Source organism: Mucilaginibacter sp. (genome assembly GCF_039925265.1).
In the GTDB taxonomy this organism is placed as follows: domain Bacteria; phylum Bacteroidota; class Bacteroidia; order Sphingobacteriales; family Sphingobacteriaceae; genus Mucilaginibacter.
The window spans coordinates 45,008-70,603 of the sequence record NZ_JBDSZG010000041.1; the positions used below are offsets into that span (position 1 = coordinate 45,008).

Below are 25,596 nucleotides of genomic sequence, written 5' to 3' on the forward strand. Positions count from 1 at the left end.
TGCATTACAGCGTAAGCAATACTACCATACACCATGAAGATCGCATTAGCCCAGCTTAATTACCACGTAGGCAACTTCGAATCGAACACAAACAAGATCATTCAGCACATCCGCGAAGCCAAACAAAATGGTGCCGACCTGGTGGTATTTGCCGAATTATGTGTTTGCGGCTACCCCGCACGCGATTTTTTGGAGTTTAACGAGTTTATCACCCTTTGCGATGAAGCCGCTAAAACAATCGCGGCCGAATGCCATGATATTGCCTGCATCATCGGGCTGCCAACACCAAATAATAACCCCGAAGGCAAGGATTTGAATAACTCCGCTTATTTTATAGAGAACGGCGCGGTAAAGGCGGTAGTGAACAAAGCCCTGCTGCCCAATTACGATATTTTTGATGAGTACCGCTACTTTGAACCATCTACCCAGTTTAGCTGTATAGATTTTAAAGGCAAGCGGATAGCGCTCACTATTTGCGAAGACCTGTGGAACACCATAGAAAACCCGCTGTACATTACCCGCCCAATGGATACGCTGATCAAGCAAAAACCGGATGTGATGATCAACATCGCGGCATCGCCATTTGCGTATAACCATGACGAGGAACGGATCGAGATATTGAAGGATAATGCCATCCGCTACAACCTGCCGCTTTTTTACGTGAACCACGTTGGCGCGCAAACCGAACTAATATTTGATGGCGGCTCGCTGATATTTGATAACACCGGCGCTTTGCTGGATGAGTTGCCGTATTTTAAAGAGGCGCTTACTTATTACACGCTGAACGATGATGCCAGCATTAGTTTTGAGCACGCACCCACTATTAAGGCCGCCCATCAGAGCGATATAGAGCAGATCCACCAGGGATTGATATTGGGGATAAAAGATTATTTTATTAAATCGGGTTTTAAGCAGGCCATATTGGGCTTATCCGGCGGGATTGATTCTGCCGTGGTGTGTGCCTTGGCTGCTGAAGCTTTAGGCCCCGAAAATGTGATGGCCGTGCTGCTTCCTTCGCGTTTCTCCAGCGACCATTCTATAAAAGATGCCGAGGACCTGGTGAAAAACCTGGGCTGCAAAAGTGAAACGGTGGCTATAGCTAAAATCACGGAATCGTTTGAGAGCGCCCTGTCGCCGCAGTTTAAAAATCTGCCTTTTAATATTGCCGAGGAGAACCTCCAATCGCGCAGCAGGGCGGTGGTGCTGATGGCCATGTGTAATAAGTTTGGTTACATCTTGCTCAATACTTCCAACAAAAGCGAAGCCGCCGTTGGCTACGGAACCCTGTATGGCGATATGTGCGGTGGTATCTCGGTAATTGGTGATGTTTTTAAAACACAGGTTTTTGAACTGGCCCGCGAGATCAATAAAAACAGGGAGATCATCCCCGAAAACACAATTGTAAAACCACCATCTGCCGAGTTGAGGCCCGATCAAAAGGATACCGACTCCCTGCCCGAGTATGATATTTTGGATGCGATACTGTATGAATATATCCTCAACAGGCGCTCTTCTGCCGAAATTATAAAACTTGGGTTTGAGGAAGCCGTGGTGCGCAAGGTATTGAGGCTGGTGAATATTTCCGAGCACAAACGCTACCAAACCCCGCCGATCCTGCGTGTATCGCCCAAAGCATTTGGCATGGGCCGGAGGATGCCGATAGTGGGGAAATACCTTTCCTGATTTCGGATTTGGGATTTTCGATTTCGGATTTAAGCGTTTCGGGGTTTTTAAGCGGGGTTAGTGTAAGCTCATGAAATCCCTAAATCATGCGAATCAAGGTTCAGAAAAAGCGTTAGCGATAGCAGTGGAAACCCCGGAATGGAGTCCCCACTTCTATCAGTGGGGACGGAATGAGGAGTTGGAACGGATAGCGCGGGCCGCAGGCAACGCCATAAGTTTTTTACCCGACAGGCATCTTTTTACGGAATAAGGAGGGTTAACATAACTTAACACAATTCAGTAATTCTATTTTTAAGATATTGTTAATCAATGTATTGTAATTTCACAGGGTTAACATAAAATGCGCTTTTTTATCTCATTACCCGTCGGTAGGTAACCTTAACACCTGCAGGCAATACCTGGATGTCAAAAAAAAAGTTTTCACTCCGTTAAACCTTTGCCTGTTGCCTTGTCTAAGACGTATAAATAAAAGGTGTTGCTATGAAAAAATATATTTATCTAATGCTGGCGGTAACGTTTGTTTCGGTACTGTCGGCCTGCAGCAGTTACAACTATTATACAGCCGCAGCAAACAAAACCAACTTAAGCAGTTACCGCACCTTTGCCTGGGCACCCATGAAAAGGGATTCGGGCAAGCAATGGCGCCCCCTTACCGAAATTGGCAACGGTAAGCTACAGGAATCTGCTAAAACCGCCTTGCTGCAAAAGGGCTTAACCTTAAACGAGCAAAACCCCGATCTGCTGGTGGGTTATGCCACCGTTACCGGGCGTGGCTCTAAAATTACTTACTATTATTCGCCTATGTACGGCGGCTATTATGGCGGCTTTGGTTACGGCTGGTACCGCCCGTTTGGCTATGGCTATTACGGCTATGGGTTCCCCAATTACGGAGGTTCTTACGCCGCAAGGGTACCATATAAAGAAGGAACGATTATTATTGACCTGATAGACCCAAGAACAAATACGCTGGTATGGCGCGGTTACGGCGTTGGCGAACTGCACGACCCAAAAACCACCCTGCGCGAAATACCTAAGGTGGTAGAGGGTATTGTTAAACAACTTAATCTTAACCCGCCGGTTAAATTAATAAAGTCATAAGTTTATAAGAAATACAAAAGGCCCTTTCTGATTATCAGAAAGGGCCTCGTTGCTTTTATATTATCTGCTTTTTTGCTTACGCAGAAAGGCTTTTTTGTTTTTTGTGGAGCGTGTAACCAGTATACACTAATGCAATAATTACCAATACATATACCCAGGTGTCGAGTGGAACAGGGCAATCGTCGTCCTGGTCGCTACCATCGCATGGGTTTACTATTTGCGCAAAGCAAATAGAATTTACGCTTAGCAGGAATAACACCGCCCAAAACTTTTTCATACGCACAAATAGTTTTCTCATCAAAGTTTTACAAATTTACTAATTCCAATTTTTCTTTTAGTGGTATTATTAATTATCTCTACAAAATAGCTCCCTGGTATCAGATCGCTTACATTCCCTTGCCAATTAGGCTCTGCCGATAGGAATGTTTTAACCACTGTTCCATTAATGTTTGTTATTTTAATACTGTACCGGGCAGTAGCTCCATCTTTATCCGGAGATGTAATAGCAATGTTTAAGGTGCTGGCTGTAGGATTTGGAAAAATAGTAAAATCTCTTGTCGTAATATTATCCGCCTTATCAGTATACATAAAGTCCACAACTTTTGAATAACTTATGGTGCCGTTGATGTCATCCTGTTTTAGGCGATATTTGTTTAGGCCTACAATCGGTTTTATATCCACAAGGGAGTATTTGCTATCCCCATTGGATTGTTTCCCGCCTACCACCTCATAAGTTTTACCGCCGTCGATGCTTTTTTCTACAGTAAATCGGGTATAATTGCTCTCATTCTCTGTAACCCAATTTAATTTAACACCTTCGGTGACTTTTATGCCACCAAAGTCGAGCAGCTTTAATTTTAACGCTGGGTTTTGGCGTATCACCAAACTAAACCTTGCATTGCCAAAAGTGCCGGCATTGTTTTTATCAATGTTAAAGTTATAGGCGTTATTTACTCTCATATCTAACGAATCCTTTTTAAAGGCATCCATCAACCAAACAGAATAAATGGCGGGCAGGTCTTTTAACTCGTCGAGCTTTAAAGTATATATCCCTGTTGTATTGCCATCTACAGCCAGGGGGGCTATTTGAGGCGCTAACTTCGGAAGAGGCAACCTGTCGATACTTAGTGCTACATTATCAGCTGAAAAAACCGACATGCTGGTTAACGCGCCATTACCGCCAAGATCTACTGCATCCTCATCATCCCTATATTTAGCGTCATTAGTATTGTTTAATACAAAAGCAACAGCATCGGTGTTAATACTATCCTTAATTAACTTTAAACGAATAAACGCATCGGGCTCTCTTTCGGTATTAACAGGTAGGCCCATAAGTTTAATAAGATCTGCACTGGCGGGTTGCGTGGATGTTTTGGCCGTTTCTCTGAAAGTTAAAGTTTGGCCCGAAGCATTAGCTACAATGAAGAAACCCTGGCCATTGGAAATGATGTTGCTTACTACGCCATCGCTGGAAGTGCCGGGTCTTATAGTGGTGGTAGTATCGGCAATGGAGCTAATTGTCACCTTTTGCTGATAACTTGCATACTGCTTACTAATGACATTGAATTGGTATATAGTTGATGGAAGGCTACCGCTTCCATATATAGATGAATTTGTACCATTACGATTGTATTTTTCCCAGTTGATGGCTGATGGGTAGGGGTTGCCTACTAAATTATATCCTCTTATATTATTAGGTGCTACGTTATTGGCTATGTTGTTGGTGTAACTAAGACTTGTAGTCCCGAGAATCCAAAGTGTTACGGGTATAGCGCCGGTATTTAGCGTACCTGTTTGCACAAAGGTTGTATTTTCGGGATAATTAAAAGGAGATGTTGTTTTGGTACCTGCTGTTGTGCCATTAGATAATGTAGAATTTCCTCTGAAAAAGAATAGTACGCCGTTCCCTACAGGTAAATAGGTTGATGCATCGCTGGTGTTTGTTAAAGTGTTTTTTGCGTTAATTCCAAATTGATACGATGGAGTGTTGTTAAGCTTGGCAATACCCTTAAAATTGCCCGCCGCGAAAGAAAGGTTGTTAGGTACAATATCTTCCCTGAACAGGTAAATGCTGGCATTGCCTGCGCCGGTGAAGCCGTTAGTAGTACCACCTACACCTAACACTATAGAATAGGTTTTTAAGAAATTCAGATCAAACACCTTATAGCCGGCAAACGTACCTGCATAAACAGGAGAGGATAATAACCGGTATCCGCGTTTACTAAGATCAGATGCGCTGCCTCCTACATAACGCTCAACGCTTACAAGCCCGGTTATACTATAGCCGGCCGGGATTGCCGATACCGATGCCGTTAATGCAGCTGTGCTTTTTAAAGTAAGAGTTGTAGTACCGGATACCACAATATTGCCTTTAGTTATATCTATTTGGTTGTATACATTTACCGGGCCGCCGCTAAAGGTTACCGTACCGCCGGCAGAATTATTTATTGTTAAGTTACCAACAGATGCTGTATTGGAAGTTAAAGCAGCTGTGTAGGTTTGCGTAGCAGCCGAACCGTTAAATGTAAGGTTGGATGCATTACTGCCATAGGCGATAGTACCGTTATTTACAATGTTGCAAGCAACATTTAAAGTTTGGCCGCTGTTTACTGTAAGGGTATTGCCGCTGTTAACCGTTACCCCATAAACGCTATTTGTTGCACTTATTGCTGCAGAGGAAGCAAACACAAAGCTTTCCTTCCCATTAAACGACGGCGTGGTAGTTACGCCGGCTACATTGGGCGTGTAACTGCTGCCGCTATAAGTATAAATAACACCACCGGGAATGGTAAGTACATTGGTAGCATCGGTAGTTGTGGTACCTTCGATAGTAAAACTCGCCGGATCTTTCTGGTTGTTGTATTCGGCTTTTACCCAATTTGCGCTTAAGTTGGTGTTGATCACACGCGATTCGTCCAGGTAGCCGTTGTAGTACTCGCCCGCACCTGTGTTATAACTACCAAAAACAATGTTGGTAGGTGTGCCGGCCTGTGGCGATGTTGTGCTTGATGAGGTTAATGCACCGTCTATATATAAGCTGCTGCTATTGCTGCCATTAAACGTGTAAACAAAATAATGCCAGTTATTTATAGCCGGGGTACTGGCGCTAACAACTATAATGCCGTTGCCTGATGAATTTATCCCGACAGGAGAACCTGCGGTGTTTCTGAATACCATTTGTGTATAACCACTATTTCCCTGTAGTACCATTACATTTGCCGTACCTGATGGGTAGGTGGTATAATACACCCAGGCAGACATGGTTATGGGTGTATTATTTATTGCTACCAGGTTGCTTACAGAAGCTTTGGAAACGGTTGAATTACTAAGCAATAGGCCGTTTGATATTAAAGAAGATGTGGATTGCGTTACCGTACCTGTAGCGGTAAGGGCATTGCCCGACCCGCTTGCATCGGTTAGCGCAGCGCTGCTGGTAGATGGTGTTTCGTTAAAATGCCATACACCCTTATAGTCAGTTGAAGTACTATTTACGGTTTTCCATGTGTTTTGGTACCAGGCGGTGGTGTGGGTTGACGGTGAAGTGGCATTACCGTAATAAAAATCAAGTGTATTGTTAACCGCACTATATAGGGTAGGTACTTGCACCCAAACCAATAACGTACCCGTTGTTTGATCGTAAGATTCTACCTGGTAGGGCAATTCGGTACTTGGTGCGCTTGGGTCTGTAAAAGCAAAATCATATGCCGTGCCATTAGGGAATTGTACCCTGTTTGTACAGGCACCTGCGGTGTAAATTAAACCCGCATCCACAATTTTTAAAAGCACCGGGAATTTGGTAAGGTTGGCTGAGATACCCAGGCCGGTGGTATTCAACGTAAGTGGTAAGCGGTAAGCATAGCCAGTTATAAATGGTGCCGTAATAGTGATATTTACAACTGTGCTGCTGTTGCCATAAGCGTTGTAAGCGGTGATAGTATAGTTTGTGGCGGCAGTTATAACTGTCGGTGTGCCGCTTATTTGCCCGTTTGTGTTATTAAAACTTAACCCCGTAGGCAATGGTGTATCTAAAAAATACCCTCCGGTAGGTGTAGATTTTAAAATACTGTTTGTGCCGCTATTAGCGATATACATTATTCCAGAAGGATCGATACTTAAATCTCTGGGTGAACTAAGGCCGCTCAGAACTGTGGTAACTGTGGTTGTTCCAGATGATATTCGTTTAATTGCACTGGCGCCAAAATCGGCAACGAAAATATTTCCTTGAGAGTCCGAAAATAAGTTTCTTGGCCCGCTTAATCCTGTTGTAATATAGCTTGAGGCAGTGGTTGATCCGAAAGGTACTTTAACAATTGTGTTTGCCGTATTTGATGAAATGAATAAATTGCCAGAGGGGTCGGCAGTTATGCCGTAAGGGCTGGTTAGTCCGGTAACGTAGGATGTCCCGGTCGTTGAACCTGACGTGAACCTTATTATTCTTGAATTGCCATTATCAGCTACATAAACGTTATTGGCAGCGTCTATCGCTATTCCGTAGGGGCTTGAAAACCCCGTTATTGTTGCAGATACCGCTCCTGCTGAAGTAAGCTTGTAAACCCTGTTAGCAGAAAAATCGGACACCCATATACTTCCAGTGGATTCTATCGCTACGTTTACAGGGCCGGAAAATCCGGTGGTTAGGGTGCTTCTGACTCCTGCTGAAGTGTATTTGTATAATATACCGTTGGTGTAATCTACAGTATATACATTGCCCGATGGATCTGTTGCTACAGTGTAAGGTGTACCCGATAAAGACCCAAATGTTGTTGGCGTTGCATAGGCGTAAGTAGCTACTGCTCCGCCCGTATTTGACGGGCTTAAAGTAGAAATTGCGGTGTTTACAGGGTAAGATTGCGGTGTTAAATAACTTATAATGGGGGGACCATTCACCGTAATATTGATGGTTGCAGAGCCATTTCCGGCTGCATTGGTGGCGGTAACAGTGTAATTTGTCGCAACGCTGGATGTAGTGGGCGTTCCCGTAATTTGCCCGTTGGATGTATTTAAACTTAACCCGGGAGGCAAACCTGTAGTGGAATAGCTGGTAGGGCTGTTGGTTGTAGTAGGCGTTAAAGTAGTGATTGCCGTACCTACCGTGTAAGTTTGCGGGCTGGGATAGGATATGGTTGGCGGCCCATTCACAAATGTTATAGTATTATTGCCCGTAGCGGCATTGTTGGTATAACCGCCCACGGGAGCGAGTTGATAATCGGCAGTGGTTACTTGAGCCGGGCCGGTAAATACGTAGGTGGTGTAAGGCGCCGGGTTACCATAATTAATAGACGAAAGGACATCAACAACCAAAAAATAATCGGACACTCTGGTTAAAGAGCCGTCTGTATTACCCGAAGTATAGTACGGGTCTCCGCCAGTTATGGTACCGCTTTGAAGCGGCGTACTATTTGGCGAAAAAGAAGCGATAGTTGTATTGTCGCCGGTAGTGGTAAAGGAGTCGTCTATCGATTTCACTATCTTTCCGTTCGTAAAAAAAGCATTGGGATTGGTGCCTAAAGAGTTGGTGTAACCTATGTTAATGCTGTTAATGCTGTAAGTGCCCCTTATGCTCACCTGCATACCGAACAAGGCCGCATTGGTTTGATTAGGGTAAAACGATGGCTGTGTTATCCCAACACCAGCCGAATTAAGCCCGGTAAAGGATATTTTCCGCGTATAAATTTTGATGTTATCCCAGTAAAAATTATTACCGGCAGTTCTTAAGTCGGTAGTGGCAAGCATACTGTAAACATAATTGTTAAACGCACTCTGATCATTCTGTCCCTGATAGGTAACCGCTTCACTATTCGTCGAAACGGGGTTTGCCCATACTATCCACCGGCCTGTAGATAGCCTTTGCACTTTTACGGTCCATAAAACATTATTGGTTATTGCAAATGTAATAAGCGACTGAATATCATTGGAGTTATTCCTGTACCTCAGGATCATGTTTGTTCCCACCTGCGTCATGTAAAAACCTTGCACAGTTGAAGAAGCTTGGTCGTTTGTATTTGCTGTCAGCCAGTATTGCCATGAACCCTGCCCCGAAGATGGCCCTGCGTTTAAGTTATTGTCATATGGTTCCACCGGAGATGTGGACGAATTGTTTTTGTATTGGAAGGTCCACTCAAAATCATTATTATTCAGGTTTCTGTCCGCAGTCGCAATAATTTGCCCGTAAATATTATTTCTGGAATTCACCGTGGGGACAGACGTCAGCGCTACGGTATTGTTAAAACTTGTTGATGTTGTACTTGCAGTAACAATGGTTTTATTGGTTGTACCCTGTATGTAATTGTTCAGTACGCCCAGGTTGCTATCGTCAAACGGGTTATAGTAAAACTGGTTGGTAGAGGTATAAGTTACCTGCTGTGCACTGACTTTAAGTACAGGTAAATAAAAAACAATTAGTAAAACAGCGGCGCTATGTAGTAATAGTTTTTTCAAAGCTTTGGGGATATTATTTCTCTATTTAAGCAAAAATAAGCAAAAATGGTGCAAATCAGGCTAATATGCTTAATATTTCCCATTTATTATCTATACGTAGTTAACTGTCTAATAGTTTGCTCGTTTATAGTTATTTTTCCAAATTTAACGGTCGTATTTGTGTGTAAGTTTTACCCTTAAAGCAGGTGAAAAATACCCACGAAACAGGCAAGGTAGTATGCCACACATTTAGCTGTGCATACCACGTAGCCGCTATAAACAGGCGAGAAGAAGTTGTTGAGCAAAAAATACAATAATTGGCTTTTTTATCCGCTACTAAATACGGAAACTTGTAAATACATCTACTTTTATTTTAATGGGGAAATTTTGCGCCGCTTTTTACTTAAGCATTTTATCGCTGTGTTGCATTTCTCCCGCGTTTGCGCAAAAACCGTTGGTGGATGCTGCTAAAAAACAGGAACTCAACCGCATCTCCATACAAGCCAATCAGGCGTTCATCACCGGGCAGCAAAAGGCTGTTTCGCTGGCCAAAGTGCGCGGCTGGTCTATCCGCAGTAAAACAAAAACAGGCAATCTTAAAACGCTGCAGGGGGTAAACAGTCTTGGGTTCCCGGTTTACCTGGTTACGCATAACAATACCATTTCCGCCGCCACGATAGGTACCAATGCCGTACAGCCGGGCGGTGCCTTAGGGCTCAACTTATCGGGCAACAGCACTTTTCTCAATAACAAGCTGGCCATTTGGGATGGCGGCTCTGTATACGGTTCGCACGTGGAATTTTCGGGCAAAACTATTACTTCCAAGGATGCCGCCAGTGTGCTCGATCATTCTACCCACGTAGCGGGTACCATGATAGCTAAAGGGGTTTACGGCCCTGCAAGGGGTATGGCATTCAATACCCCGGTGCTCTCTTCCTGGGATTTTGATAACGATGTATCTGAAATGGGCGCGGCCGCGTCGGGCCTGCTGCTCTCCAATCACTCTTACGGTGATGTGGCCGGTTGGGAATACAACGGCAGCGCGGGCCACTGGGAATGGTACGGCCTCCCGGGCGATACCGAAGATTATAATTTTGGTTTTTACGATGCCCGGGTACAATCCTGGGACAGGATAGCCTATAATGCACCTTATTACCTTATTATAGAGTCGGCAGGTAACAGCCGGGGTAGTAATGGCCCTGCCGTTGGAGAAACCTATTATGGCTATGCTACTAAAACGAATTCCTCTATCATCAGCAAAGGCCCAAGGCCGGCAAACATCAGCAGTAACGATGGGTACGATATCATCAGCACTACGGGTACAGCCAAAAATATACTCACGGTAGGCTCGGTAGGAGCCCTGCCAAATGGCCCTGTTAACCGCACCGATGTAGCCGTTTCCTACTTTAGCAGCTGGGGACCAACGGATGATGGCCGTATTAAGCCCGATATTGTGGCCGATGGCGAGAACGTGCTATCTACCGGTGTAAGCAGCCCAAATTCATACCTTACTTTGTCGGGCACCTCCATGTCGGCACCCAGTGTAACCGGCTCGCTTTATCTGTTACAGGAGTATTACGCGCAAAAAAACGCAGGTGCTTTTATGCGCGCCGCTACGCTTAAAGGGCTGGCCTGCCACACTGCCTTTGACGCCGGTAACATCGGCCCCGATTATATCTACGGATGGGGGCTGCTCAATATGCGCACCGCGGCGCAGGCCATTACCGATAATGGCAGCAAGAGCCTCATCAACGAAAATACTTTAACACAGGGCCAGAGTAAAACTTTCACTGTTACCGCGTCGGGCAGCGGGCCACTGGCGGTTTCTATCTCCTGGACCGACCCTCAGGGTATACCCAACGCCGAAGGCACCATCAACAGCCGGGTACCCAAACTGGTGAACGACCTGGATATCCGCATAAGCGATGGCGCTGCCACTTTTAACCCTTACGTGCTAACCCCCGATAACCCATCGGCGGTGGCTACCACCGGTGATAACATCCGCGATAACATAGAGCAGGTGTATATTGCCAATGCTACGCCGGGTAAAACGTATACCATCACCGTATCGCATAAAGGTACACTATCATCGGGCAGCCAGGCGTATTCGCTTATTGCTACCGGTATTGGCGGGGCGGCTTACTGTGCATCGGCCCCATCCTCAACCGCCGACTCGCGGGTGAATAATTTTACGCTCTCCAATATCAACAATACGCCCGCCGCTGGCTGCACCGGTTATTCTGATTATACCAACCTTACCCTGCAGTTAGAACAGGCAAAAACCTATCCTTTCAGCATCACCCTGGGTACCTGCGGCAGTAATTTTAACAAAGCAGCCAAAATTTTTGTGGATTGGAACGGCGACGGCATATTTGAGGCCGATGAACTGGCCGCTACAACCAATGTAGTAACTGGCACCGCTACTTATACAGGCAACATTACGGTGCCGCTATCGGTGATCCCCGGTAACTTCGGCCTGTTGCGTGTGGTACTTACCGAAACCGCTGATGCATCAACTATAAACGCCTGTGGTACCTATGCCAAAGGCGAAACGCAGGATTACAGGGTTCAGTTTTTAAAACCTGTGGCCGATGCCGGGGCAACGGCCATTGTGAACGCAGAGGATGGTACTTCCTGCGCCGTTGCTACAGCAGTGATCGTTCGGCTAAAGAACTATGGAAGCGCGGCGATCAGCAATGTGCCGGTTACGGTAACGGTTACATCGCCAAGCAACACGGCTGTTACGTTTAACGAGGTTTATACCGGTACCATCAGCCCGCTGGATGAGGTTGATTTTGCCCTTACCGGTAAGTTTAATACCGTAGCGGGCGCCAACTACACCATTACCGCCGAAACTCATTTAGCCGGAGACCCTATCACCGCTAATGATAAAACTACCGGCATGGTAAGCATAAGCCTGCCACCCGCCTTGGGCACTTTAAGCGCCTACCTGTGTAATAACAATAACTCGTACCTGCTCAACGGCACCGGCGACGGACAATTGCTTTGGTATACTTCGCCTACGGCTGCTTTACCAATAGCTTTCGGGCCTATTGCATCAACCACCACAGCACCGGTGAATAATATTTTTTATGCCGGTTTGAACGATTTTAGCGGCAACGTTGGCCCGGTTGCAAAAACAGCGTTCCCGGGTGGGGGATACAACCAGTTTGGGCCATCGGTAACGGTATTTACCAATGTGCCTGTAGTATTGGAGACGGCCAAAATGTACTTTGGCAACTCCGGGAAATTAACCCTCACAGTAACTAATGCCAATGGCGAAACGGTTTCGTCGACCACCATAAACGCTACGGCTACCCGCACCACACCTGGTGATGGCGCACAAACCGATGACACTGCCGACCAGGGTACGGTGGTTGCCCTTAACCTAACACTGCCCACTGCGGGCACCTACACCATTACGCCATCGTATGATAATACGGTAACCGTGTTCCGTAACAATAGCGGGGTGAGCGGTTATCCATTTAAGATCGGCAACATCTTCAGTATTGTAGGCAACACGGCGCAATCGCCCACAAATGCTAACGATACTACCTATTACAAAGGCTTCTACTATTATTTTTACGATCTGCATGTAAAAAGTTTGGGGTGCCCGTCGGCCGCGCGTTTGCCGGCAGTTTTAAATAAACCCTTAATTACGCAAACCAACGATATTCTCAATTCAAACTTCACCGAAGGCAACCAGTGGTTTTTAAATGGTGTTGCCTTGGTTGGTGCCACCGGTGCAACTTACACGCCTATCCAAAGCGGCAACTATACCATTGAGGTAACGTTAAGCACGGGCTGCGTGAGCAGGTCAGACGTGTATAATTTTGCGCTGGTAGCCAAACACCCCGATACCAGTACCGATATAGGGCTAACGATTTTCCCAATCCCGGCCATTAACAATTTAAACGTGGTATTTGTGGCCAAGGAAGCGGGCAACGCCAAAATAGAAATTGTGAATACGGCGGGCCAGGTGGTGTACGAGCAATCGCAAACCATAGCGGCGGGTAATTTTAGCGCGGCGGTAAATACCACCAACCAACTCCCCGGCACCTACCTGCTAAGGGTAACTTTAGGCAAAAAAGTGTACGCCAAAAAGATAATTATTGTGAAATAGAGCTTAGGATAGCATTAACAACAAAGGGCACGCGATTGCGTGCCCTTTGTTGTTAAATTAGGTTGCTGAAGCTTAAAAAGTATACTTCAATCCCAAGCCTGGGGCGAGGTCAAAGAAGGGACCGGTAGCCAGTTCTAAACGTGGGTTAAGATCAAGGCTGACGGCGATAGGCGCGTCGGCTATCTTATATTCAAGGCCCAGCACACCATCGGCTCCTAAAAGGATATGGTTGCTATCGTAATATTGGTCGTTCCCAAAAGTACGGTAATTTCCCTTGCCAATAGAACCCAGGTGGGCACCAAAGCCATAGTAAAATTTTAATCCCGCGGTGTTAAAGGCGGGTTGGTGCAATTCGTAAAGGCCGGTAAGCACAGCACCATGCGAGCGAATGCCCACGATGCCTTCCAGCGCGGTACGCTCGTCCAAAAAGTGTTTTACGGAGAAGCCGTTTTCGTACCCGCCGAATTTTACGCCTGCGGCAGTTTTATAATCCTGCGCCTGCGATCGGTTGGCGATTAGTAAAAAAGAGCATAAAATAAATGCTATAAAGGAGATCTTTTTCATGATGATAGTTTTTGTATAAACGGCATACTTAAGGTTTTATGCTTATTTAGCCAAAATGAATGTGGCTTTTTGTCTGATATAGCTGGGTGTCAACAAGAAAATTACACGGTTGGGAACTGGAATTTTATCCCAAAATAGATTAATTTGGCAAAAATTATATCTGCACTGATGATGAACCCCCAATTTTCCACCTCCTATAAACTATTCACTGCTGTCCTGTTCTTATGCCTCACGGCAGGCTGTGTAAAAGGGCAGTTAGGGCAAAATGTAAGCGGCCAATACCGCAATGGTATGGTTGTTTGCGCCTACCCGGATGCATCACAGGCCGGGTTGGATGTGCTTAAAAAAGGCGGTAACGCGGTAGATGCCGCGGTGGCCGTTCAATTTGCACTGGCCGTTACCCACCCTCAGGCAGGCAACATTGGCGGCGGTGGTTTTATGGTTTACCGCTCGGCATCGGGCAAAACAAATACGCTCGATTTTAGGGAAAAAGCACCAGCGCAAGCCAGTGCAAACATGTACCTGGACGGTGCAGGCAACGTGATCCCGAACAAGAGCTTGTACACCCATTTCGCAGCTGGTGTGCCGGGTTCTGTTGACGGGATGGTGGCCGCCCATAAAAAATATGGCAAATTAAAATGGGCTGAACTGGTACAGCCTGCTATTAACCTGGCTCTTAATGGTTTTAAAATGACCGCGAGGATAGCCAATGATATTAACCGTGCTAAAGCGAAATTTAAAGCGCTTAACCCCGGTAAAAGTTACCTGATGAAGGATGCCGATTGGAAGGAAGGCGATATAATGATACAGGAAGACCTGGGCCACACGCTGGAACTGATCCGCGACAAGGGCCGCGATGGTTTTTACGACGGCAAAACGGCAGACCTGATAGTGGCCGAAATGAATACAGGTAAAGGCATTATGACCAAAGCCGACCTGCAAAATTACCATTCGGTATGGCGCGCACCTATTACGGGCAATTACAAGGGCTATAAAATTATCACCATGCCGCCACCAAGCAGTGGTGGTATAGTATTAATGCAGCTGCTGAAAATAGCTGAAAGATACCCGCTAAAAAGATGGGGATTTAATAAGGATTCTACCGTGCAGGTAATGGTGGAAGCTGAGCGCCGCGTGTACGCCGACCGGTCTAAATACCTGGGCGACCCGGATTTTTACAAGGTGCCTAAAGATAGCCTGCTGAACACCCAATACCTTATTAAACGTATGGCAAACTTTAGCTGGGACGCCGCCACGCCAAGCGCCAGCATACAGCCGGGCATGTTTGTGGGTTACGAAAGCGATCAAACCACTCACTTTTCAATAGTAGATAGAGAAGGGAATGCCGTGGCCATCACGACAACCCTGAACGATACCTTCGGCTCGCATGTGTTTGTAGCTGGTGCAGGCTTTTTGCTGAACAATGAGATGGATGATTTTAGCTCGAAGCCGGGCGTACCAAACATGTACGGTCTGCTCGGCGGTAAAGCAAACAGTATCCAGCCAAACAAAAGGATGCTATCGGCCATGACGCCTACTATTATTGAAAAGAACGGCGACCTGTATATGGTGGTTGGTACACCAGGCGGTGCAACCATTATTACCTCGGTATTTCAAACCATATTAAATGTAATAGAGTTTGACAAAAGCATGCAGGGAGCGGTATCAGCCAAACGTTTTCATCACCAATGGATGCCCGATGAAGTAGGTGCAGAAGCCGATGCGCTGGACAGCCTTACCATAGATAAGCTAACCAAAAAAGGCTATAAGTTTACCAAGCGCGGTTCGATAGGCCGGGTAGATGGCATCCTGAAAACCAAATGGGGCTACTACGAAGGTGGTGCCGACCCGAGAGGGGACGATACTAAATTAGGGTGGTAGATTTTAGTTCATGGCCGATGGTTCATAGCATAAGAGTTCATGGCCGATGGTTCATAGTTCATAGCCGGATAAGTTCTTGGTTAATGGCCGAAAAAGTTAATCTTATACTTAAGGCAGCCAAAAACCGTTAGCTATAAAGCACAAAGCCGGAGCTACCATGAACCATCAACTATTATCTATGAACCCACTTGAACTAAAAAATGTTATGTTTGTTGCCGTATGCGAAGCAGTGTAAAACACCAGGAAACAATTGATTACTTCTTAAAGATCGTTTGGCAAACCGTTGCTAACCGGTACAACCAGATAGTAACGGAATTTGGCATTACACAATCTATCGGCTACCTGCTCATCAATATAGACGAGGAAGGTACCACGGTATCGCAGGCCGCTGCTTTGCTTGGACTAAAATCTACCAGCCTTTCGCGCATGCTTAATCAGCTGGAAGAAACCGGGCTTATTTACCGCCAGTCTAACAAAGGCGATAAGCGCTCCGTAAAAATATTTTTAACAGACCTGGGCAAAGAGAAACGCCAGATGGCTAAGGACGTGGTAAAACAGTTCAATAACTATCTTAACGCGCATATCAGCGAAGCCGACAAGCTGTATCTGACCGAGATACTGAAAAAAATAAATCAGCTTACTGTCAACTATAAGCCTTAAACAAAAGCTTATTTATACCCTCCAAGTGTTAAAAAGTGTTAAGCTGCCGTTTTTGCCATATAAAACAATAAATTTGCGGATTATTAAAGGAATGAACAGGTTACTGGTGATCATATTATTACTTGCCGCTGGCTTATCCTCTTGTAAAAAAGGATTTGATGTGGCGGAGGAAGTAAGGGCGCAGGGCGTTGTTGATGATAAGATAGTGGAGGATTATATCGCCGCTAACGGACTCACCACAACTGCAAAGCGAATAGATACCACGGGCGTTTTTTATATTGTGATAGCTCCCGGTGAGGGCAACGATCTGTTCACCAATTCTACCAAGGTAACGGTTGATTACCACGGCAAAGTATTAACCAGCGGGCAGGAGTTTACGCAAAGTAACAATTTCCACCCCTCGTTTACGCTGGGTGAGGTGATAAGGGGCTGGCAACTGGGGATACCGCAAATTAAGAAAGGCGGCACCGTACGATTATTGATACCGTCGCGTTATGCATACGGCCCGTACCCTCAACCAACTATAGGCTTGCCCGAAAATTCGGTGCTTGATTTTGATATACAACTTTTAGATGTAACGAACTAATTTTAGATGAAACAAAAGATTTTTACTTTTTTACTGATTGCCGCCGCCGGCCTTAGCGCTTGCCGAAAAGATACCGTTGACCCTACTATAAAAGAATACGACGAGACGCAGATCCAAAATTATATTGCAGCAAATAGCCTTACCGGTTTTATCCGCGATACTGTTGGTGGCGATACTACAGGGATGTACTACAAGATCATAAACCCTGGCAGCGGCCCCAACCTGGAGTACTCCGACAGGCTTTCTTTAGTTTTTACGCTGAAAAGTTTTGATGGTAAATACACGTCAAGTGATACGATAGCCAACCATTTTTACGATTACCTGGGCCACCTGGCGCAGGATGGTTTACCAAAGGGCTTACAAACCGGCATATTTAACCTGCTGAAACATAAAGGTGCAAGTATGCGCCTGCTGGTGCCATCGCATTTGGCTTATGGCAAGGCCGGTTATGGTACAGGTAGTGTTACCAACGTAAATACACGTATTGCGGGTAACCAATCGCTTGAGTACTATGTACATGTAATTGGCGATCAGCCGGCGTATGACGATCTGGTAATACGTAATTACTTAACTGCTAATAGTTTAAGCGGCTATACAAAAACAACTTCGGGTTTATACTATAAAGTAATTACACCGGGCACGGGCGTAGTGGGCGAGATCAACGATCTATCTATAGTAACTACCACTTACACAGGCGCATTGTTAAACGGCGTTTCTTTTGACGAAGCATCAAAAACCACTGCTTATATATTTACACCTGCAATTAGCGATGGCCTTGCCGGCTTAGTTAAGGGTGTAAAAGAGGGACTGGAAGACCACGCCGCAGCCGGAACTTCCATATCGCTGCTAATACCATCGGGATTAGGTTACGGAAATACCCCGCCATCCGGGAGCTCAATACCATCTTTCGCACCGCTCAGATTCGAGTTTCAGATAACCACGGTAACAAAATTGGAATAATATTAACTTAAGGCTGCTTTAAAAGCCTTTAAACAACGGTCGCGTGCAAAAGCGTGATCGACAATGGGTTTTGGATATTTGCTGAAGTCGGCATATTCCGGAACCCATTTTTTTACGTATTCTAATTTGGGATCGAATTTTTTAAGTTGCGATTCCGGATTAAAAATACGGAAATACGGTGCGGCATCGGTACCGCTGCCGGCCGCCCATTGCCAGCCGCCAACGTTACTGGCCATCTCATAGTCCAATAACTTTCGGGCAAAGTAGCGTTCGCCCCAACGCCAGTCTATCAGCAGGTCCTTACTTAAGAAACTGGCTACAACCATGCGTACCCGGTTGTGCATGTAGCCGGTGGCGTTTAACTCGCGCATGCCGGCATCAACCAGGGGATAACCGGTTTCGCCATCGCACCATGCTTTAAATTGCTTTTCATCGTTCACCCATTTAATGTTGTCGTAATCGGGCTTAAAGGCATGATCCATCGTTTTTGGGAAATGGTGCAGCACCATCATGTAAAACTCGCGCCAGATCAGCTCATTCAGCCAGATTTTCTCATGGGCCTCATGCGCATCGGTTGCGCATTGGCGGATACTTACCGTTCCAAAGCGCAGGTGCAGCCCAATATGCGATGTGCCTTTTATCGCCGGAAAATCGCGCTTTTCGGCATAATCGGCAATGTATTTTTCATAGCCTGTTTCGGGGAACTCCGCATTACTTTTTGTAAACCCCATTTCTGTTAACGAAGGCAAAGCCGATGCTTTAAATGGATACAGATTCTTTAAGTACTTTTCGGTAGGGAAGGCCTTCAGGTAAAAGGGCTTTAGTTTTTGGTACCACTTGTTTTTGTAGGGGGTGAAAACCGTGTAGGGTTTGCCATCATCCTTCACCACTTCTGCCCGTTCAAATATTACCTGATCTTTAAAGGTTTTAAATTCAATATCGTGTTTGGCCAATAATTGTTTGATGGCCCCGTCGCGCGCTGCGGCGTAGGGTTCATAATCGTGATTGGTATATACGGCGACAACCTTATAATCTTCTATCAGTTTGGTAAACGCTTGTTCGGGTGTACCGTACACTACTTCAATATCGCTGTGGTGTTTTTTAAAAGCAGATTTTAACTCTTCTATTTTATTGTAAATGAACGTTATCCGGGCATCATCTTTATCCTCCAGCTCATTGAGTATTTCTTTATCAAAAATAAAAACAGGCAGTACGGGGTTACCGCTTTTAAGGGCATGGTAAAGCCCGGCGTTATCATCTATGCGCAGGTCGCGGCGGTGCCAAAATAGAGTTACGGAGGTATTTTTATCCATAAATTTCTTGAAGTGCCGATGCTATATCCGGGTATTTAAATTCGAAGCCTGCATCTATTATTTTTTGTGCCGATGTTTTTGTGCTGCCCAATACCAAAGTTGCCAGTTGGCCAAAAAGCAATTTTATAGCAAATGCGGGTACTTTTGGAGCCCAAAGCGGGCGTTTCAGCTGCCTGGCAACGGCTTTGGTTAATTCTGCATTGGTTACAGGGATGGGGGCAGCCATGTTATAAACCCCACTGAGTTTCTCATTATTCAGCCCCAGCATGTACATATCCACCACATCGCGGTGGTGGATCCAGGGGATCCACTGTTTGCCGGTGCCCAATGCCGAACCAATGCCGAATTTTATAGGCATTGCCAGTTGGGGCAGGGCGCCGCCATCGGTACTGAGCACCACCCCCGTGCGGAATTTTAATACGCGCAAGCCAAGTTCCTTGCCTTCGTCTACTGCCTTTTCCCAGTCAATGCAGCAGGTGCCAATAAAATCATGCGCAGGTTCGCTATCCTCGGTTAGCAAAACATCGCCACGATCGCTGTAATAACCCACGCCTGATGCGGAAATAACGGTGTGCACGCGGTTAGCCTTGGCCTTCATCAGCCCATATACCAGGGCGATAGATTTGGTACGGCTTTCCACAATTTCGCGCTTGCGCTCGGCTGTCCAGCGTTTATCGGCAATGGCTGCGCCGGCAAGGTGGATAATGGTATCTATACCATCTATGCAATGCTCGTCTATCTGTCCCTTATCCACATCCCATAAAAAGGTTTTCACCTTTGGGTTTTTGCCTTTGGTGCGACTAAGATGGTTTACGGTATGGCCCTTGCTCAGTAATTCTTCGGTAAGTTGTTTCCCCAAAAGCCCCGAGCCGCCGGTGATGAGTATGTTTTTTTTCATTTATAAATTGTTCATTGTTAATAGGTGATAGTTCATAGGAAGCTTCTAAGTTTGATGGTAAAGGTTCGGCTATGAACCATAAACTATCAACCATGAACCATCATCTTTGAGCTTCTTCAAAATTCACTATCCGCCGGGCCATCCCTTTAAATATAAAAAGGTGAAACGGCCACATCAGGTACCAGTACATACGGCCCCAAAGCCCGCGGGGCCTAAAGGTAGCTACCTGGCTGAGAAAAGTTTTACCGTTGCGTTCAATAATTTTAAACTCCAGCCAGGCCTCTCCAGGCAATTTCATTTCGGCATACAGCAATAGCCTGCTGTTGAGTTTATCGGCAAGTAAAACACGCCAAAAATCTATCACATCGCCGGGCGAAACGCTGATGTTGCTGGTGCGCCCACGTCTGCTGCCCACGCCGCCAAAAAGCTTATCCAAAAAACCGCGTATGCTCCAGATCCAGTCCCAATAGTACCAGCCCCTGCTGCCGCCGATAGCCATAATGTTTTTTAATACATCTGCGCTGTCGCGGTTAAAGGGCTGTTTTACCTTGTATTCCAGCGTGCCGTTCTGCGGTACTTTTATCTGGTCCATAAAGCGCGAGGTAAGGTAGCCGTTGTTCAGGGCATCCTTCCAACTGCTTACAATGGAATTTTGTTCTATCTTTTTAAAAGCAAGTTGCAGCGCCTCTTCGTAGCCCAGGCAATCCCGCTTTACCACGCCGTCAATATCATGGTTTTTCATGATGGTTTCGTTCTTCATGCTATCCACCAGGCTTTGGGCAAGCGAATAACTGGTAGAAGTAACAAAGTACAGCCAATACGATGATATTTTTGGCGAGAGGAAGGGAATGGTAATAATATACCTTTTTAGCTTACGCACTTTGGCGTAAACCAGCATCATTTGTTTAAAACTGAGGATATCCGGCCCGCCAATATCAAATGTTTTATCAAATGCATTTTCGTTCAGCAGCACACCTTCTAAATAGCCCAGTACATCGCGGATGGAGATGGGCTGGCTTTTGGTATATACCCAGCGTGGAACAGTCATGATGGGGAGCTTCTCTGTTAGGTCGCGGATAATTTCAAATGACGAACTGCCGGAGCCGATGATAATAGCCGCCCTTAAAACGGTTATGGCCGCTTTGCATTCCTTCAATACATCTTCTACATGCCTGCGCGAACGGAGGTGATCTGATAACCCGGTATCGTTCACTATTCCACTGAGGTAAACTACTTGCTTGCAGTTTGTTTTATTAAGCGCCTGCGCAAAGTTATGTGCCGAAAGCGCCTCCAGCGCTGCAAAATCAGCAGCCTGCGCCATGGAGTGCACCAGGTAACAGGCCGCGTCGACGTCCAGCGGGATGGCCTCTATACTTTCTTTCTTCAGCAGGTCGCCGGTGAGGAGGGTAACCCGTTCGCTGTAATCGTTTTGTTCGTGAAAGCGGCGCTTGTCGCGCACCATGCATACCACGGTATGGCCCTTTTCCAGCAATATGGGAATGAGCCTTGTACCTATATAGCCATTAGCGCCGGCAAGTAAAATTTTCATGTGTTAATGCAACAGCCAAAGCGGCGGCCTGTTTTACATAGAGGTATAAGGAGTAAGGATAGGTGGCATAGGTGCCCGGATTGGGCCACCTATGCTATCGCTTATCAAATATTCACGCTGTCCTGCACCACTACTTTACTGCAAAGCACTTTTGCATATTCATTAGCGAAAATTTGATGAGTGGCATCTACCTGGTAAGCTTCCTGCGCCTCGGGCGAATCAAAAAGCAGTAGCAGCGATACATCGTACGAGCGGTCTATCACTTCCCTGAATGTTTCTGCAGGTACGCCGATATGGATCTGGCGGATATGTGGGATAGGGATGAGGGTTTTTAACCCTTCTATCAATTTATCTTTATCGGCTTTGTTGGTCAGCCAGAAATGTACGTGGTGGGTGAATGTGTTTTCTAACAGCATGTTAATAATTTTGTAGATGTAATAATTTTGATTGTGGTACTATTATTGAATTTATGTAGCAATTGCAGGTTTTTTTACCCCGGATATTTTTGAAGTCTAACGCAAGTTTAACGTAAATGGAGGACATAACCGGTTAAAAACAACAATAAGCAAACAAAATTGGGCCGCAACTGTGATACATTAATTACACAATAAAAGTAATAAAATTCACACTGTAGGGTGGGTGCGCGCCATTTAAAGCTTGTTAAATTAAGTAAAACTTTTTTGAACAAAATATTCGTATATCCCGTAAAAAAGCAAATACAGCTATGATATCTACCGACTTTCAAAAAATGATCACCGTTTTCTTCTTCCTCCTGATAATGGCGGTTTTTGCTTTCGGCAGTTATTGCAACCGTAAATCAAAATCGTTTGTTGGCACAGGCCGCGTTGCCGAAATTGAGGCCTGGTATGTAAAATCTGTTATCAGCTGGATAGCAACCTTCGGGCTATCTATAGTGGCTATTGTAAATTATATATAAGATACCTATCTCATCAATTTATTGACGTAAACTAAACTGCTTCCTCCACATGTGGCTTATAGGTATCTGTTTTTACGCGTGCCTTTAACTCGTGCAGGATATTGTACAGGCCAAAATTGGTGCGGTTTACATAGATGAAATGCTTTACGCCCCGGGCCTGCTTAAACCCGGGCATTTTGGATACCTTTTCGCCAAAGCCGAACAGCTCATCAAAAAAGGCCTTCTCGCCAAAATCAAACTCGTTGGTAATATAGGGTTTAGCAAACAAGCCAATCATTTGCTTAAACATGGTGTAATAAAATTCTATCTGTGCCGGGGTGTCGTTGGGTAATATCATCTCCAGCTTACGGAAAGCCTTGATGGTATCTTCTTTGCTTTCGAATAAATTGGTAGAGGTAAGGGCGAAGAAGGGATAGTAAAAATCTTCGGGCATTACTTTAATGCAGCCAAAGTCAATCACACCCAGTTTACCCTCGGGCGTTATCATAAAATTGCCGGGATGCGGGTCGGCGTGGACGGCGCGGAGTTCGTGCTGCTGAAAATTGTAGAAATCCCACAGCGCCTGGCCTATCTGGTCGCGTAACTCCTGTGATGGGTTGGTAGCTAAAAACTCGCGCAGGTGTTTGCCTTCCAGCCAATCCATGGTAATAATGCGTTTGCTGGAAAGTTTTGGGTAATACTTTGGGAATACCACGTTATCCAAATTGGCGCAGGCTTCAGAAAACTCTATCGACCGGCGTACTTCCAGTTCATAGTCTGTTTCTTCCAGCAGGCGCTCTTCCACCTCCATCATATAAATGTTCAATTCCTTTTCGCTCATGCCCAGCATCCTGAAGGCGAAGGGTTTGATGAGCTTAAGATCCGACGAGATAGAATCGCCAACACCGGGATATTGAATTTTTACCGCCAGCTTTTTGCCCTTTAGCTCGGCCTGGTGTACCTGGCCAATAGAAGCCGCGTTAGTAGAGCGGATGTTGAATTTATCGTAGATCTGCCCTGGTTCTTTACCAAAATATTTTTTAAACGTTTGCACAATAAGCGGCCCCGAAAGCGGTGGCGCGTTGTATTGCGATTGCGTGAATTTATCAACATATGCCTGCGGCAGCAGGTTTTTATCCATACTGAGCATTTGGGCTACTTTTAGCGCGCTGCCTTTTAACTCGCTGAGAGATTGGTAAATATCCGTCGCGTTATCCTCGTTCAGCTCAGATTTATCCAGCTCGGGGTTGAAGAGTTTTTTGGAGTAGTGTTTAATATAATTACCGCCAATTTTAAAGCCTGTTTTTACAAACTTTGCGCTTCGTTCTACTTTACTGGTGGGGATACTGTTTTGCTCTTTTGGAGTGTTATCGCTCATAATTTATTCATCAAATAATACCGCCAGCTTTTGCAGGCTCATACCGGCATAATCGTTTATCACCAGGCGGGCTGCTTTGGCAACGGTTTCTGCCGGGTGGGCGGTGGTAATACCTACTACCTTCATGCCTGCATCATTGCCGGCTTTAAGCCCGGCTGTAGAATCCTCAAAAACGAGGCAGTTTTCGGGGCGGGCGTTTAGTTGTTCGGCAGCTTTTAAAAATATCTGCGGACTTGGTTTAGGTTCGCTTACCATATCGCCGGTTATAATGGCATCAAAGTATTGACGAATGGGGATGGTATCAAAAATGAAATCCACATCCGCCATGTCCGACGAGGTAGCAACCGCCATTTTAACCCCGGCATCTTTCAGTTCCGCCAGGAAATTCTCCAGCCCGGTTATTGGCCTTAAGTAGGGGAGAAACTCCTGCTGGTAAAAGGCCTGCTTTTCGTGAGAAATAGTTTTGATAAGGCTTTCGTCCGCATCAGCAAAATAGCGCCTAACGGTGTTGGCAATAGGTACACCGCTTATTTCGCCTTTATAAGTTTCGCGGCTCGGCTCGGGCATGTTATACTTTTTAAACAGCAATTGCCAGGCTTTGTAATGGAACGGCGTATTGTCTATCAGGGTGCCATCCATATCAAATATGGCAGCGATGGATGCTTCTGGTGCCTCACCTAAATCCTCTCCAGAGGAGAGGACTTTGCCGTTATAGTTTGGGTGTTGTTTGTCGCTCATTTATATTTTTAGTCCCTCTCCGCTGGAGAGGGGTTGGGGTGAGGCTTTCTAAAATCCCATTTTCTCTTTTATGCCACCGTTCTTAGCCAAAAACTTACCATACTCAAACAGGTTATCAATGGGCGAGCGCTGGAACAGGTCGAACGTTACGTTGATGCCTTTTTCTATAGCTTCATCGGTTTTCTCAAACCCGGCGGAGTCGTCGTTGATCCAAAAATTAAGCACAAAACCAAACTGGATCCAAAGGGCATCTTTATAGCGTTTGCTAAAAAATTTGCGGTCGGTTAGTTCCTGGGTTTCTATGCCTTCGCTTAAAATGCCTTCGGCAAATTCTTCGAAGATGTCTTTAGTGGGCTCCAATACTTTTGGCGTTCCCAGGCCGCGTTGCTTTTTAATGCTGTAAACGGCAAAGCTGCGGCTGCTCTTCAACAGTTCAAAAAAGCTGTAGAAGAACGATAACGCTTTTTCGCGCGAGGAATATTGCGGCCACACTTCCTGGGCGCGTATTTCGGCCAGTGTTTTGCGGGTAAGGTCGGTCCAAACGCTTTGCTCCACGGCATCAAACGAACCAAAGAACTTATAAAATTCCTCTTCGGCCATCTTATTCTTCTTGGCAAAAATGTAAACCGATTTTGGCTGCACGCCTTCGGTCAACACAAAATCTATATATGCTTTCTGGATACTTTCGGTAGTTGCCATAGTGGGTTGATTTTATGAGTTAAAGTTACCATTTATTATATACGCAAATATCATGCTTGTGTTATAAAGAAGTAGCGTTTAAGATTTTAATTGAACCGTCATCCATAGGTGCAAGATAAATTTTGTAGAGACG

18 protein-coding genes are annotated in these 25,596 nt (G+C 45.6%); 8 read left to right on the plus strand and 10 right to left on the minus strand.

The genetic code is table 11. The annotated features are described in order from the left end of the window. Positions 1-33 precede the first annotated feature (33 nt). Both ABIX36_RS18270 and ABIX36_RS18275 read left to right on the plus strand, forming a co-directional pair. Complete coding sequence (locus tag ABIX36_RS18270; RefSeq protein ID WP_348083610.1) at positions 34-1,683, plus strand: NAD+ synthase; 1,650 nt, start codon at positions 34-36, stop codon at positions 1,681-1,683. A gap of 480 nt (positions 1,684-2,163) precedes the next feature. After that, positions 2,164-2,781, plus strand: a complete 618-nt coding sequence (locus ABIX36_RS18275) for a DUF4136 domain-containing protein (protein WP_348083611.1) — start codon at positions 2,164-2,166, stop codon at positions 2,779-2,781. A 76-nt stretch (positions 2,782-2,857) separates the two neighbouring features. Here the strand turns inward: ABIX36_RS18275 and ABIX36_RS18280 are convergent, their stop codons facing one another. Together ABIX36_RS18280 and ABIX36_RS18285 are read right to left on the minus strand one after the other, a co-directional pair. Continuing rightward, positions 2,858-3,079 (minus strand): hypothetical protein, encoded by a 222-nt coding sequence (locus ABIX36_RS18280; protein WP_348083612.1) that lies wholly within the window; start codon positions 3,077-3,079, stop codon positions 2,858-2,860. After that, positions 3,079-9,219, minus strand: coding sequence for a DUF2341 domain-containing protein (locus ABIX36_RS18285; RefSeq protein WP_348083613.1), 6,141 nt, complete (start codon positions 9,217-9,219; stop codon positions 3,079-3,081). Before ABIX36_RS18285 ends, ABIX36_RS18280 begins: the two co-directional genes overlap by 1 nt. A 355-nt stretch (positions 9,220-9,574) precedes the next feature. On the opposite strand from ABIX36_RS18285, the gene ABIX36_RS18290 reads away from it, so the two are divergent. Then, positions 9,575-13,321 (plus strand): S8 family serine peptidase, encoded by a 3,747-nt coding sequence (locus ABIX36_RS18290; RefSeq protein WP_348083614.1) that lies wholly within the window; start codon positions 9,575-9,577, stop codon positions 13,319-13,321. 72 nt (positions 13,322-13,393) lie between these two features. Here ABIX36_RS18290 and ABIX36_RS18295 read toward each other — a convergent pair whose 3' ends face one another. After that, the gene (locus ABIX36_RS18295) at positions 13,394-13,885 is read right to left on the minus strand and encodes a hypothetical protein (RefSeq protein ID WP_348083615.1); all 492 of its coding nucleotides are present in this window, start codon (positions 13,883-13,885) and stop codon (positions 13,394-13,396) included. Positions 13,886-14,053: 168 nt separating this feature from the next. Between ABIX36_RS18295 and ggt the strand changes: the two genes are divergently transcribed. From ggt to ABIX36_RS18315, 4 genes are all read left to right on the plus strand, one after another. Further along, positions 14,054-15,766, plus strand: coding sequence for a gamma-glutamyltransferase (gene ggt / locus ABIX36_RS18300; protein WP_348083616.1), 1,713 nt, complete (start codon positions 14,054-14,056; stop codon positions 15,764-15,766). Positions 15,767-15,985: 219 nt separating this feature from the next. After that, on the plus strand, positions 15,986-16,426 hold the full coding sequence (locus ABIX36_RS18305) for a MarR family transcriptional regulator (protein ID WP_348083617.1): 441 nt from the start codon (positions 15,986-15,988) through the stop codon (positions 16,424-16,426). Positions 16,427-16,517: 91 nt separating this feature from the next. Continuing rightward, positions 16,518-17,012 (plus strand): FKBP-type peptidyl-prolyl cis-trans isomerase, encoded by a 495-nt coding sequence (locus tag ABIX36_RS18310; protein WP_348083618.1) that lies wholly within the window; start codon positions 16,518-16,520, stop codon positions 17,010-17,012. A 6-nt stretch (positions 17,013-17,018) separates the two neighbouring features. After that, on the plus strand, positions 17,019-17,972 hold the full coding sequence (locus ABIX36_RS18315) for an FKBP-type peptidyl-prolyl cis-trans isomerase (RefSeq protein WP_348083619.1): 954 nt from the start codon (positions 17,019-17,021) through the stop codon (positions 17,970-17,972). A 2-nt stretch (positions 17,973-17,974) separates the two neighbouring features. Here ABIX36_RS18315 and ABIX36_RS18320 read toward each other — a convergent pair whose 3' ends face one another. The 4 genes from ABIX36_RS18320 to ABIX36_RS18335 form a co-directional block, all read right to left on the minus strand. Continuing rightward, entirely contained in the window at positions 17,975-19,285 is a 1,311-nt protein-coding gene (locus tag ABIX36_RS18320; protein ID WP_348083620.1) for a deoxyribodipyrimidine photo-lyase, read from the minus strand. Beyond that, entirely contained in the window at positions 19,278-20,183 is a 906-nt protein-coding gene (locus tag ABIX36_RS18325) for a TIGR01777 family oxidoreductase (RefSeq protein WP_348083621.1), read from the minus strand. Before ABIX36_RS18325 ends, ABIX36_RS18320 begins: the two co-directional genes overlap by 8 nt. A 100-nt stretch (positions 20,184-20,283) precedes the next feature. After that, complete coding sequence (locus ABIX36_RS18330; protein WP_348083622.1) at positions 20,284-21,732, minus strand: SDR family oxidoreductase; 1,449 nt, start codon at positions 21,730-21,732, stop codon at positions 20,284-20,286. A gap of 104 nt (positions 21,733-21,836) precedes the next feature. After that, complete coding sequence (locus ABIX36_RS18335; RefSeq protein WP_128535778.1) at positions 21,837-22,148, minus strand: Dabb family protein; 312 nt, start codon at positions 22,146-22,148, stop codon at positions 21,837-21,839. 308 nt (positions 22,149-22,456) lie between these two features. Between ABIX36_RS18335 and ABIX36_RS18340 the strand changes: the two genes are divergently transcribed. Beyond that, positions 22,457-22,669: a hypothetical protein gene (locus ABIX36_RS18340; protein WP_348083623.1), complete on the plus strand. Its 213-nt coding sequence runs from the start codon at positions 22,457-22,459 to the stop codon at positions 22,667-22,669. Between the two features lie 31 nt (positions 22,670-22,700). On the opposite strand, the gene ABIX36_RS18345 is transcribed toward ABIX36_RS18340, so the two are convergent. From ABIX36_RS18345 to ABIX36_RS18355, 3 genes are read right to left on the minus strand one after another with little or no spacing between them, the layout of a single operon-like run. Further along, entirely contained in the window at positions 22,701-24,026 is a 1,326-nt protein-coding gene (locus tag ABIX36_RS18345; RefSeq protein WP_348083624.1) for an AarF/ABC1/UbiB kinase family protein, read from the minus strand. Positions 24,027-24,029: 3 nt separating this feature from the next. Beyond that, positions 24,030-24,764, minus strand: coding sequence for an HAD family phosphatase (locus ABIX36_RS18350; RefSeq protein ID WP_348083625.1), 735 nt, complete (start codon positions 24,762-24,764; stop codon positions 24,030-24,032). A gap of 48 nt (positions 24,765-24,812) precedes the next feature. Further along, positions 24,813-25,463 carry a TetR family transcriptional regulator C-terminal domain-containing protein gene (locus ABIX36_RS18355; protein ID WP_348083626.1) on the minus strand — a complete coding sequence of 217 codons (651 nt, stop codon included), beginning with the start codon at positions 25,461-25,463 and terminating at the stop codon, positions 24,813-24,815. Positions 25,464-25,596 lie beyond the last annotated feature (133 nt).